Origin of the sequence: Bradyrhizobium sp. (assembly GCF_035935975.1) — a bacterium.
In the GTDB taxonomy this organism is placed as follows: Bacteria; Pseudomonadota; Alphaproteobacteria; order Rhizobiales; family Xanthobacteraceae; genus Bradyrhizobium.
On record NZ_DASYWN010000023.1, the window covers coordinates 25,581 to 38,073 of the forward strand.

Consider the following 12,493-nt stretch of genomic DNA (forward strand, 5'->3'; position numbering starts at 1 on the left):
GTGATAGTGTGGCGAGGCCCGCCAGAAGTCGGAGACACAAGGTGTCGAAGCTACCGCAACTTGGGCACAAATGCAGGGATTGTCAGCAAGTCGTGCCTAGCGGCGCGCGCGTATGCCCGAATTGCAAGGCATTTCAAGACTGGCGCAGGTTTATTGCTATTGGTCAGACGAATTTGGCGTTGCTCACAGCCGTTATATCTGTTGCAACGACCCTTCTTACTGTGGCGATCCCCTTCTTTAAGCAACAAGGTTATCAGATCGAGCTTTTTTTGGATAGCGCATCTGAAACACAGCTCTCTTTGGTTGTTCGCAACACAGGAAATGAGGGTGCGCTTTTACGTCTTCAGATGCTCAGAATTGGAAACTCAGACTTTAATCCGTTTTCGTTCGTTGATGCCTCAAACTACTTTCAAGTTGAGCTTGATCACGACGGTGTATACGTCGAGCCAGGCAAGGAGGAAAAGCTAGTTGCACGCTTCAGATCGCAAGTCTCGGCTCCACTATGCAAGTATCTAAAGCAGCAACCGTTCTTTAACGGATTGAAAGAGCTTAAGGATAGAGGCGGCACGATCGGCGACGCCATGACTAGCGTATATGAAAAAATGGCTTGTGCGGTTGGTCTGCATGAGACTAGCTTCAGGAGTTCGCGGGAGTTCTATTTCAGGCCTCTCAATTGCAGTCACTTCGGGATCCTCAACCCTTGCATGACAACTGAGATGCAAAAGGCGTTAGGTCTAAAAAACTAGCGCGTCCGGGCGCTGTACCCTCTCGTTTTTCGCGGCATTGACTGCTGCGCGCGTCCGGCGAGCGGGCCGCCTGAGCCGCGATCAACTCGCGGCATTTAATCGAAGTGCATCAGATGCTAAGGCCAGCAGCGCTTGGAGCGGATCGAATTTGGCGCAGATTAGCGAGCGGATATTGCGAGCATTTTGCACCCGGTCGACGGGGCCGAGGTCCGCTCTGGGTCAAACTGCGACGAACTCAGCGCGAGCATATGGCCTCGAACGCGGACACTCACCTCGGCGGTCGGCAAGTCTCTGAAGGGCCAAAGACAGACCTTACCAAACCTTGCAAGCAAAGTGGTACCGCCGCCTATCAGAGTTGGGTCGTTCATATAGCGCGACCTGAATTAAATCGCCGATTTGACCGGCATACGAACTGCAACTGCCAAGATCGATTTCGAAGACGGACGGCAGATTATGCGCTTTCGCATCGTCGATTTGCATCGCGAGGATCGAGTTCGAGCATTCTCTTGACACCGCGACGACGCGCGCTGACAGGGCTGTAGCCCCATCCCGCGGCCTATCGCAGGTTCTAAATCTGGCGTGTGCGCGGCACGCCATTCTGAGGCAGTCCTTCTCCTGTGCAACAGCGATGAGGGGATGAAGGACAGCCGCCAGCGCAAGGAGAAGCGTGAGTGAATTAGCCCGAAGCATGCGTGCGCCCATTGACCTGTATGGACCGCAGGCTACCAGGGCCTTGATTGGCGCCGTAACAATTTCGGTGGCCGGTTCGCTCGTGTAAACGGAGCAATTTCCGCTTCGGGTCGCAAGCCGACGCCGGACAGTTGATAGGGGCGAGCTCGCAGGCATCGCGCTCGCCGGCAGGCGCGGCCCGCGCCTTGCGGCCTCGCTCAGGCCGAGGCGGCGGGCGCAGGCTGCTTGCCGCGACTATTTGCGGCCGGTCGTTGCGCCGGCCTGCTCGATGGCCGGTGGGTTCCAGCGGCCGTCGATCGCCTGCGGCTTGGGTCCATAAAGGCGCAGCGTCAAGCCGAGTTTTCCGCTCTTCGGGGCCGGCAGCCAGTTCGCCTCCCGGTCTGCTCCGGGGGACTCATGCTGGATGTAGAGGTCGAGCGCGCCATCGGTATTGTAGGTGAGCGCGTCGCGGTCGCCGATGGCGAAGCGGTTGAGCGGATTGGCGACCTGATAGCCTTCTTCGTCGTACATCGTCAGCGACCAGAAAGCGCTGACCGGCGGCAGCTCGTCCTTGTTGAAATGCAGGACGTATTTGTTCTCCGCCATCACCGGCTTGCCGGCGGCATCGGCGACATTGAGGGGATAGATCGCATCTTCCGGCTGATTGGCGCCGAGCCCGAGCAGCGCAACGATGGCGCGCTTGAGATAGAAATCACCGTACACGCCCATCGTGTCGGTGTTCATCTGCCAGCCATTGGTGATGCGCGCGAGTGTCGGCGCCTTCTCGTACATGAGTTTCAGACCGGCGGCAGCGCCTTGCGCAAAAACGTCCGCGCTCGCCTTGGTGCCATCGAACTTCCCGGGCTCGATCCCGATACGCTTCATGCGCGCGAGGTTGGACCAGTCCGTCAGGTGCGGCGGGTTCTGCTTCATCAGCTCGGTGCCATATTTGAAGAACTCCGCCGCCGGCATCTGTGCGACGATCCGTAGCGGCTCGGTCTTGGTGTCGACCGAGGGATCGATCTTCTGCTCGACCTTGGAAGGCGCTTTCCCCCAATCGGCCAGGAGCGTGATCTTGTAACCGTCCTGCACCTTGTGGACGGCGTCGTAGTCCTTCACGCCGTTGGTCTGGGTGCGGCCAATGATCCAGACGAAGGATGTCGGTGCATTGATGCGTTCGACGTCAGGCGGCAGCGTTCCGCTCCAGCCGGGCGGCACGAGGGCAAAGGCGGCGGCGCCCGTGCCGTTCGTTCGCTTGCCCGGGACGGCGAAGACATCCGTCCACATGTCGAGCATCGGCAGCAGGAAGTAGCGCCCGCCGGTATCCGCCGTCGAGACCACCACGGGGCCGCCGGTCAGATCGAGCCACGCACTGGAATAGAGCGTATCGAAGTTCGGGCGCACCACGGCCCGCATCTCCGCTGTCGGAAATGCGCGAACATTCGTAAAGGCGTTGGCAGGCCCGCCGATCGGATTGGTCTTGGGATCAATATTGGTCAGCTGCTTGCGCGTCAGGTCCATCAGGATCAAGGGATAAAGATAGATATAGGCCTCCTGCGCGATGGTCAGCGCTTCCTCGGCGGATGTCGATGCGACCGCAGGGCCGGAAGATTGCGCATACGCCGTTGTCGTCGTGACTGCAGGCGCTGCGGAAAGCATGGCAGCAACCGACGCAGCTCCGAGCAGCGTGCCGCGTCGTGTGATGTCCGATTGGGCTGGGCGCATCATATGCATTCTCCTGATGACCGATATCGGTGGCGGGTCTTGAAAACGCGGTAACCGCAAGCGCAGAGCGCGCTGTCCCGAACTAAAGCTCGGCAGCGGCGAGGTAGGCACCGTGGGATCGAAAGGTCGGAGCATCACTTGATTTGGATCAAGGAACTTTTGTGAGGGTATTTCTCGCGACGTCATTCGGCGATGTCGATGCACTATTCGCGCCATCGATAATTGCGGAGCCCCGTCTGCCAGGGGTGCCTGCGTGGAGCGCTTCGTCGATTGCCTTGATCCATGTCAACGATATCGTCATGTGGCGGCTCAACGTTGAACCTCATTGGTTGCGCGAAATGGTTCGTTCTGATCTCGAGATCATGCCGGGTGGGATGAGCCGCACGGCGAGCGAAGGCTGATGTGAACACGATCGACATCATCTATCGGTTCAATCCGCAGGAAGCCGCGATCAGGCCGCTGCCGTTGGATTGCGCCTCGGCCTTGAGCCGGCTTGAGCACGGCAACAAGAGCTTTGCGGCGCTCGTCGACCACGTAATGGACCAGAGCGGAATACAGCAGGTGATCCCGGTTGATCCCCGCGATCTGGGATTGGAGCCGGGTGGCCCCGAAACGGCAAAGCAACGTCCGTTTGCCGCCATACTCGGTTGCTCGGATGCCCGCGTACCCATCGAGCTGATTTTCAACGAAGGGCCGAATGATCTTTTTGTCATCCGCGTGGCGGGCAATGGTCTGGGCACCGAGGTGCTTGGAAGCCTGAAATATGCGGTTGAAAATCTCGGGGGCAGTTTGAAGCTCATCGTGGTGCTCGGTCACAGCGGATGCGGCGCCCTGACGACAGCGGTCGATGTATTCTTGAACCCGGGTGACTATCTGCCGCTGGCCGCCAAGCATTCGTTGCGCAACATTCTCGACCGTCTGCTTCTGGTGGTGCAGTCCTCTGCAAGAAAGCTGGTTGCCACGTTTGGCGACGACATCGTCAACAGGCCGGGGTACCGAAAAGCCTTGACCGAGTCCTCGATCGTCACCAACGCGGCGCTGGCAGCCTACTCGATACAACAAGAGTTCGGGATCAGTGCTCCAGGCGAATTGCAGACCGTTTACGGCGTTTATCTTCTGGAGACGCGCGAGGTATGGGCACCGCGTTCCGGTGCTGCCGACGGAATCGGATTGGCTGCGGCACCTCGCGACCGCGATGGATTTGTCGGGCTTGGCGAGGCGATCGTCCAATCACGACGTATCGTCTCATACCTCAATCCGGAGAATTCGCGGACCAAGACCGGTTCGTTCTGAGAAGGCGGGGAGCGGTGCCCAGCACGAATCGAGGTCGCACTTCCGCAAGGACGCCGCTGGTGCCCCGGTGTTGATCGCCCATCATAACCTTGACGCACCGAGGGTAACTGCGTCTGATGGCAAAGGCCGTCCTGGGATTTGCAAATGGGATCAACCGGGCCAGGAATTCGTGTCATCGGCTGCGCTGTGACGGCCGCGGCTTTCGTGCAGTGTCTTGACGTATCCCATGCTGACCAGGGCGGCGGCTCGTTCTGGTTTCCGGGTCAGTTTGCGAGCTTCGCCGCCATGGAGCAGACGCCGGGCTGGATGCTCTCGGCGAACTATTACCATTCCAGCGTTTCCGCCGCCGGCAGCGTCGCCGCAGCCAGACAGATCCTGGTGGGTCGAATTCCTTCGGCCGTCGATGTCAATTTGAACCTGAGCCTGCGCGGGCGAGCCGATCTGGTCGGCCTCGTGCCGTCCTACACATTCGCGACGCCGGTGCTTGGTGGTCAGTTGGTCGCGGGCATGTCGGGCCAGTTTGGACGAGCCGCCGCCGATGTCTCCGGCACACTGACCGCGATTGCCGGACCGGTCGTGATGACGCGGAGCGGAACGCTGGAGGGTTCGCTGACTTCCTACGGCGACCTCGCGCCGTTCGCGGAGCTGCTTTGGAAAAGCGGCGTCGACCACTACATGGCTTACGCCACAGGCAATATTCCCGTCGGCGACTATGATCCGCTGCGGCTCCCAAATGTCGGGCTTGGGCACGGCGCTTTGGATGCTGGCGGCGGCTATACCTATTTCAGGGAGGACACCGGCAACGAATTCTCGGGCGTTGCCGGCTTCACCTACAATTTCCCAAATGCCGATATCCATTACAGGAGCGGCATCGATTTCCACTTCGATTGGGGCGCATCGCACTTCCTGTCCAAGCAGCTTTTCGTGGGGATGGCAGGCTACGCCTACCAGCAGATCACCGATGATTCCGGACAGAACCCGATCCTCGGTGGTTTCAGGTCACGCGTTTTCGGTGTGGGTCCGCAAATCGGTTACAACTTCCCGGCCGGAGACATGCAGGGTTTCCTGGGCGTGAGGGGATACGGCGAATTCGGCGCAGCCAACCGTCCGTCGGGATGGAACGCGTGGCTGACGTTCACCATTTCCCCAGCCGCAGCCGCCCCGACAGTACGCGGAAAGCATTTCGTCGCGAGATAGGCATTGTCGGAGCTGTCCGACGGCGGCGACCGATGGCTCGGAAGGGGACATGCGCCTGCTGGCCGTTGCACATTTGCCACTGCCGCCCGCCGACAACAGCAGGTCCTGCCGGCCATGATCGTGATGTTGTTTGCTTCGCCCGGGCCCTCCCGGGCTTCCCCTGGCGCCCCGTATGGCCTATGACGCTGCAACGCAAAAATCCCCCCAAAAGACCCCATGATCCGCCTCGACAACGTCAGCAAGCAAGCCGGCCACCAGATCCTGTTCATCGAAGCCTCCGCCGCCCTCAACAAGGGCGAGAAGATCGGCCTTGTGGGCCCGAACGGCGCCGGAAAGACCACTTTGTTCCGGATGATCGCCGGCGAGGAACTGCCCGATGAGGGGCAGGTCTCGACCGATCGCGGCATCACCATCGGCTATTTCAACCAGGACGTCGGCGAGATGTCGGGCCGCAGCGCCGTGGCCGAGGTCATGAACGGCGCCGGTCCCGTCAGCGAGGTCGCCGCCGAGCTGCGCGAGCTGGAAGCTGCCATGGCCGATCCCGACAAGGCCGACCAGATGGACGAGATCATCGCGCGCTACGGCGAGGTGCAGCACGCCTTCGAGGAGCTCGATGGCTATGCGCTCGATGGCCGCGCGCGCGAGGCCCTGTCCGGCCTCGGCTTCAGCCAGGAGATGATGGACGGCGACGTCGGCAAGCTCTCGGGCGGCTGGAAGATGCGCGTGGCGCTGGCGCGCATTCTCTTGATGCGGCCCGACGTGATGCTGCTCGACGAGCCGAGCAACCATCTCGATCTCGAAAGCCTGATCTGGCTGGAGAAGTTTTTGCACGATTACGAGGGCACGCTGCTGATGACCTCGCATGACCGCGAGTTCATCAACCGCGTGATCTCCAAGGTGGTCGAGATCGATTCCGGCTCGCTCACGACCTATACCGGCAATTACGAGTTCTACGAGCAGCAGCGCGCGCTCAACGAGAAGCAGCAGCAGGCGCAGTTCGAGCGCCAGCAGGCCATGCTCGCCAAGGAGATCAAGTTCATCGAGCGCTTCAAGGCGCGCGCCTCGCATGCGGCCCAGGTGCAGAGCCGGGTGAAGAAGCTCGACAAGATCGAGCGGGTCGAGCCGCCGCGCCGCCGCCAGACCGTGGCCTTCGACTTCCTGCCGGCACCGCGCTCGGGCGAGGACGTCGTGGCCTTGAAGAAGGTGTTCAAGGGCTATGGCAGCAAGCGCATCTATGACGGCCTCGACTTCATGATCCGCCGGCGCGAGCGCTGGTGCGTGATGGGCGTCAACGGCGCCGGCAAGTCGACGCTGCTCAAGCTCGTCGCCGGTGCCAGCGAGCCGGACGAGGGCACGGTCGCCCTCGGCGGCAGCGTCAAGATGGGCTATTTCGCCCAGCACGCGATGGATCTGCTCGACGGCGAGCGCACCGTGTTCCAGTCGCTGGAAGACCAGTTTCCGACCGCGGGGCAGGGATCCTTGCGCGCGCTCGCCGGTTGCTTCGGCTTCTCCGGCGACGACGTCGAGAAGCGCTGCCGGGTGCTGTCAGGCGGCGAGAAGGCGCGCCTCGTGATGGCCAAGATGCTGTTCGATCCGCCGAACTTCCTGGTGCTGGACGAGCCGACCAACCACCTCGACCTCGCCACCAAGGAAATGCTGATCACGGCGCTGGCGGATTTCGAGGGCACCATGCTGTTCGTGTCGCATGACCGGCATTTCCTCGCGACGCTGTCGAACCGCGTGCTCGAGCTGACGCCGGAAGGCATCCACCAGTATGGCGGCGGCTATACGGAATACGTCGCGCGGACCGGGCAGGAAGCGCCGGGGCTGCGGAGCTAGTCGCTTCTGCAAGGCCGGATGGGCGCCGATCGGCGCCCACCCGTCAATCTCTACCGCAGGATCTCCTTCAGCACCTCGCCGTCGAGCCCGTGCGGCCGGACGCCCAGGATCTGCATGATGGTCGGCGCCACGTCGAGATTGCGCATGCGGCGGATCGTGGTGTTGTCGCGGATCCGCGGGCCGGCGGCGATGAAGGTCGCGCTCATCACCGGCAGTTTGGGATCGTGGCCGTGAGCCCCGTAGAAATTGGGCATCGACAGCGTGGTCGTGGCCGCGTTGAACGGCGCATCGCCGAGGCGCGCGACGCCGGGGCTCTGGATGCCGTCGAAATTATAGCCCGGCGCCATCAGCGCGAACACATCGCCGAAATCCTGGCCGATGGTCTTGCTGGTGCACTGCCCGAGGCCGGCTTCGCACTGGAGCGGGCGGGTCTCGACCACCGTGAAGAGGCGTCCGCCCTCGAGCGAGCCGTTGAATTTTGGGTTGGGATCGACCGCGTTCTTCACGGCATCGGTGATCTGCGTCACCAGTGCGGTGTAGGTCGCGGGATCGACGGTGCCGCCGGACTCGCGCTGCTGCAGGTTGACGTAGATGTTGACCGCCGGACCCGAGGTTCGGATCGCCACCTTGGTGGTGTCGATGCCGGCATTCTTCAGGATGTTGGTCATGCTGACCGAGGTGTGGAACGGCGCAAAACCGTGGTCCGACACGACGATCACGTTGCTGTCCGGACCTGCCGCGTCGGCAATCCGCTTCACCGCCTTGTCCGCCGTCTGATAGGCGAAGCGGATGTAGGATTTGTAGCGGGCGACCTTGGCGGGGTCCTGATTGGCGCCGATCGAATTCGGGTCTTTCGGGTTGGTGCCCTGGCGCGGATCGGTGAGCAGGAACTGGTGCTCGGAGCCATCGGGCTGCTCGATATAGACCATCACGAGGTCGGCGTCGGGATTGTTCTTGATGGCGCGCTCGCCGATATCGGCCTGGTAGCGCACGAAGGTCTTGACCATGTCCTCGAACATCGCCTCGATCTCGACGTCGGGGAAGTTGGTGAAGCCGGGGCTCAGCCGCTCCGGAATGCGGAAGTCGGCCTGCGGACGCCAGAATCCGATGCTGTTGTTGATGTCGTCGACATCGGCCAGCACGGGCGCGTTGCGCGGGATGTAGTTGGCGCCGTAGCGGGCGAAGCGCACCACCGACAGATCGGGCGCGAGCTGCGAGACGTAATACGCCGCGCCGACCTTGGCGCCGCTGCCCTCGAAGAAGAACGGCGCGTTCTCGCCGCCGAATTTCGCGTAGGCCGGCCCGGTCGACGGCGGGGCGAAGGGACCTGCCGTAATGCCGCGCGTGGCGTCGAAGAAGACGAGGGTGTCGTAGTTCACCTTGTTGTCGTTGGTGGTGTCGAGCGCCGCAACGCGGATCGCGTATTTGAGGTCCTGCGTCGCCGCGCTGGTGCAGGTCGCGGTCGACACCGAGGCGCATGAGAACGTCTCGATCGGGTTGGACGTCGCCAGCACCGGGCTGAACGAGAACCGGCCCGCCGCCTGCAGGGCCGCGCTCACCGCCGCGTCGGCGGCGAAGTCGGTCTTGGCGAGCGAAAAGCCCTGGGCGCTGAGGCCGCCGAAGGCGCCGAACGGCACGGTGTAGTCGGTGACGCGGATCGGCTGGGCCGGCTGCACCACGGTGCCGTTGATCGAGATATCGGCGCCGTCGCCGCCCGGCCATGTCGCGGTGACGACTTTCTTGCCCTGCTGGCGCAGCTGCACCCATAGTGGCGACGCCGTCGGGTGCTGCGAAGGTCCGAGCGGGCTCTCGCGATAGCCGCCGATCGGCGCCGCGAAGCCGCTGATGCTCGATGAGATCGGGCCGACGATCGCCTGGAAGGTGTTCGAGGGGATGTCGTTGTGGACCGCGTTCGAACCGGTGGCGATCTCGATATGCGAGACCGCGGTAAGGGAAGGCGAAGCCGTGATGTTCTGCAGCGCCACCGCGCCATGGCGGCTCAGCCGTGCCAGGCCGCCGTCGCGCGGCAGCACGCCCTCGTCGATGAACTGCTGGATGAAATCGGGCTTGGCGCCGTCGAGCGAGATCAGGACCACCGGCGGCGATCGACGTCCGTGATGGTCGTGATCGTGGCCGCGGGAATTGTCGGAATCGCGGCCGCGGCTATCGTCGTCCGCGAATGCAGGCGCGGCCGTGCCGACCAGCGATGCCGCAAGCGAGAGCGACGATACCAGCGTGAAGAGAATTTTCTTGTCCACGTGCTGCCCCGTGTCTTTTCTGCTGCACAATCTGTGCGCGTTTCACCTCGGATGACACGTGGAGTATCGAGTGTGGCCGACGACGAGCGTGTGACGCTTGAACGACGCGTGTGCGTCGCTGCGCGATCTCTGTCGCAAGAGTCCAACTCAATCTCTGTCGCGCGCGTGACGGGAACTCGGCAAGGCAGGCCTGCGCTGACGCGCCTTGAACGCTACGAACCCGTTCGTTACGCTTGAGAAAAATCGGGAGGGGCGCGTGAAGCAATTGAAGATCGGCGACATCACCATCGATGCGGTGATCGAGCGGGAAGGGCCGTGGCGGCGACCACAAGATTTTTTCCCGGCTTATGACGACGACGTATTCAGACGTCATCTTCCGACCATGGAGCCGGAGGTCTATGACGCCGCGCGCGGCATGATGGTCATCACTTACCAGACCTTCGTGGTGCGCACGCCGCGCTACACCATTCTGGTGGACACCTGCACCGGCGAGGACAAGGGGCATCCGCCGCCGTTCGATTTTCCGGGCAAGGAGCGCTGGCGCAACGAGCTGTTCGCGCTCGGCATCGGCTTCGAGCAGATCGACTATGTGTTCTGCACCCACCTGCACATCGACCACACCGGCTGGAACACGACCTTGCGTGACGGCCGCTGGGTGCCGACGTTTCCCAACGCGAAATATGTCTTCCACAAGGGCGAGTATGCGGCCTGGGAAGCCGAGAACGCCAAGGGCAACAACCCGCCGGGCACGGTCTTCCGTGACAATTGCCTGCCGATCGTCGAGGCCGGGCAGGCGCTGCTGGTGGACGACGATTACGCGCTCGACGATACCGTCACGCTGACGCCGACGCCGGGGCATTCACCCTGTCATTGCTGCGTGAACATTTTTTCGGAGGGGCAGCGCGCGGTGGTCGCGGGCGATCTCATGCATCACCAGATCCAGTGCCGTGAGCCGGACTGGTCGGCCAAGCCCGATTGGGACGCCAAGCAATCGGCGGTGTCGCGACGGAAGTTCTTTGCCTCCGTCGCTGACACCGACACGTTGATCCTGCCGATCCATTTCCCGGCGCCGACGGTTGGACTGATCAAGCCGCTCGGCGCCGCGTTCGATTACCGCTTCAAGCGGGAGTAGGGCGACCACGCCACAGATGATCCTGGCTCATGATTCAAGCTTCGGATGATCTAATAAGTGTAGAATATCCGCTGGATTTCCTTGGTATCGGTCGTCTTGGTCAGCGCCAGCATCAGAAGGATGCGCGCCTTTTGAGGGTTGAGCGTATCCGAGACGACGAAGTCGTGTTCGTCGTCCTTGGCTTCGCCATTGCGCGCGACGATGCCGTTCCCGACACGGCTGCTCCGAACGATCACGACGCCCTTCTTGCGGGCCTCGTCAAGCGCCGGCTCGACCGCGGGCCGGGCAAGGCTGCCGTCACCCACGCCGGCATGCACGATTCCCTTGGCCCCGGCGGCGACAAAGGCGTCGACCGCGACCCGGTTCATGTTGGCGTAGCCGTAGACGATGTCGACCTGCGGCAGCGTATCGAGACTGGACACGTCGAATTCGGAATCCGCCGTGTGCCGGCGGGTCGATTGACGATAGAAGTAGGGCTTGTTGCCCTGCATGTAGCCGAGAAAGCCGAGTTCGGGCGTGCGGAAGGTGTCCGCCGTCGAGGTGTTGTTCTTGGTAACGTCGCGTGCCGCGTTGATCTGGTCGTTGAGAGCCACGAGCACGCCCTTGCCGACGGCCTCGTCGCTGCCTGCCAGGATCACTGCATTGAAGAGATTGATCGGCCCGTCCGCACTGATCGCCGTCGACGGCCGCATCGCGCCGACGATGACGACGGGCTTCTTGCTCTTGACGACGAGGTTGAGGAAATAGCTGGTTTCCTCGATCGTATCGGTGCCGTGGGTGATCACGATCCCGTCCACGTCGTCCTGCGCGAGGAGCGCGTTGACGCGTTTGGCGAGCTTGAGCCAATAGTCATTGTTCATGTTCTCGCTGGCGATCTGGAAAACCTGCTCGCCCTTGACGTTGGCCACGGCTTTCAGCTCGGGAACGGCGTTCAGGAGGGTGTCGATGCCGACCGTGGCTGCGGTGTAGCCGACCACGGTGGTGCTGCTCGCTCCGGTGCCGGCGATCGTGCCGCCGGTTGCCAGAACCATGACGTTGGGCAGACCGGGGCCCCTCGCATTCGCCGCTTCAAGACTGATGAGCAGCGCGAACAGCAAGCTCACTGCCGCCACGATCCGATGACGCATTCGAAGTTGCCACATCTTGACGTCCCTCTCCTGGAAAGCCTCGTCGATGCGCCCCATTTCACTCAGCGCGCCATGATCCGTCAGCCGGGGCGTTCTGTCCAGAGTGGCGGTGATTTTGATTTGCGCGTCCGGCGGGTACGGAAAAGGTTCGTCAAACGAGCATGGCCGGGACAAGCCCGGCCATGACGAAATCGAAGAGGCGAATGCTCGCGAAGAAAGCCGCGAATTCGCAGCGCGATTACGCGCTGACTTCGCACTTCTTCATGAAGCTGTTCTTGGCGGCACCGGCGAGCGGCTTGCCGTCGGCGCTGACGGCCTTCGGCGTGCAGGCGTCGGCCTTGCACTTCTTCATGAACGAGGTCTTGGCGGCGCCGGCCAGCGGTTTGCCGTCCTTGCCGACCGCCTTGCTCTCGCAGGTGTCGTCCGCGAAGGCCGAGCCGGCTGCAAAGGTGGCAACGATCGCAGCCAGGAAAATCCGCTTCATCATAGGTGTCTCCCTAAACCAAA

General features: G+C 62.2%; 10 protein-coding genes. 6 read left to right on the forward strand and 4 right to left on the reverse strand.

The features are described 5' to 3' along the window. Positions 1-41 precede the first annotated feature (41 nt). Entirely contained in the window at positions 42-746 is a 705-nt protein-coding gene (locus VGR99_RS11390; RefSeq protein ID WP_326898451.1) for a hypothetical protein, read from the forward strand. Positions 747-1,670: 924 nt separating this feature from the next. Here VGR99_RS11390 and VGR99_RS11395 read toward each other — a convergent pair. After that, the gene (locus tag VGR99_RS11395; protein WP_414645113.1) at positions 1,671-3,140 is read right to left on the reverse strand and encodes a DUF1254 domain-containing protein; all 1,470 of its coding nucleotides are present in this window, start codon (positions 3,138-3,140) and stop codon (positions 1,671-1,673) included. Between the two features lie 143 nt (positions 3,141-3,283). Here VGR99_RS11395 and VGR99_RS11400 point away from each other — a divergent pair, with 143 nt between their 5' ends. From VGR99_RS11400 to VGR99_RS11415, 4 genes are all read left to right on the forward strand, one after another. Continuing rightward, a complete protein-coding gene (locus VGR99_RS11400) occupies positions 3,284-3,541 on the forward strand; it encodes a hypothetical protein (RefSeq protein WP_326898453.1) in 258 nt (85 codons plus the stop codon). 1 nt (position 3,542) lies between these two features. Further along, entirely contained in the window at positions 3,543-4,433 is an 891-nt protein-coding gene (locus tag VGR99_RS11405; protein ID WP_326898454.1) for a carbonic anhydrase, read from the forward strand. A 144-nt stretch (positions 4,434-4,577) separates the two neighbouring features. Then, positions 4,578-5,630 (forward strand): SphA family protein, encoded by a 1,053-nt coding sequence (locus VGR99_RS11410; RefSeq protein WP_326898455.1) that lies wholly within the window; start codon positions 4,578-4,580, stop codon positions 5,628-5,630. A gap of 216 nt (positions 5,631-5,846) precedes the next feature. Then, positions 5,847-7,469, forward strand: coding sequence for an ABC-F family ATP-binding cassette domain-containing protein (locus VGR99_RS11415; RefSeq protein WP_326898456.1), 1,623 nt, complete (start codon positions 5,847-5,849; stop codon positions 7,467-7,469). Positions 7,470-7,519: 50 nt separating this feature from the next. Here VGR99_RS11415 and VGR99_RS11420 read toward each other — a convergent pair whose 3' ends face one another. Then, positions 7,520-9,727, reverse strand: coding sequence for an alkaline phosphatase family protein (locus VGR99_RS11420; protein ID WP_326898457.1), 2,208 nt, complete (start codon positions 9,725-9,727; stop codon positions 7,520-7,522). Positions 9,728-9,983: 256 nt separating this feature from the next. On the opposite strand from VGR99_RS11420, the gene VGR99_RS11425 reads away from it, so the two are divergent. Continuing rightward, the gene (locus VGR99_RS11425) at positions 9,984-10,859 is read left to right on the forward strand and encodes an MBL fold metallo-hydrolase (RefSeq protein WP_326898458.1); all 876 of its coding nucleotides are present in this window, start codon (positions 9,984-9,986) and stop codon (positions 10,857-10,859) included. A gap of 50 nt (positions 10,860-10,909) precedes the next feature. Here VGR99_RS11425 and VGR99_RS11430 read toward each other — a convergent pair whose 3' ends face one another. Beyond that, entirely contained in the window at positions 10,910-11,986 is a 1,077-nt protein-coding gene (locus VGR99_RS11430; RefSeq protein WP_326898459.1) for a type II asparaginase, read from the reverse strand. Positions 11,987-12,224: 238 nt separating this feature from the next. Then, the gene (locus VGR99_RS11435) at positions 12,225-12,473 is read right to left on the reverse strand and encodes a hypothetical protein (protein WP_008133377.1); all 249 of its coding nucleotides are present in this window, start codon (positions 12,471-12,473) and stop codon (positions 12,225-12,227) included. Positions 12,474-12,493: the final 20 nt, after the last annotated feature.

Excerpts from the sequence above, each read along its gene's own strand:
- VGR99_RS11395 (WP_414645113.1), bottom strand. The coding sequence starts at position 3,140 with ATGCGCCCAGCCCAATCGGACATCACACGACGCGGCACGCTGCTCGGA.
- VGR99_RS11410 (WP_326898455.1), top strand. The coding sequence starts at position 4,578 with ATGGGATCAACCGGGCCAGGAATTCGTGTCATCGGCTGCGCTGTGACG.
- VGR99_RS11415 (WP_326898456.1), top strand. The coding sequence starts at position 5,847 with ATGATCCGCCTCGACAACGTCAGCAAGCAAGCCGGCCACCAGATCCTG.
- VGR99_RS11430 (WP_326898459.1), bottom strand. The coding sequence starts at position 11,986 with ATGCGTCATCGGATCGTGGCGGCAGTGAGCTTGCTGTTCGCGCTGCTC.
- VGR99_RS11435 (WP_008133377.1), bottom strand. The coding sequence starts at position 12,473 with ATGATGAAGCGGATTTTCCTGGCTGCGATCGTTGCCACCTTTGCAGCC.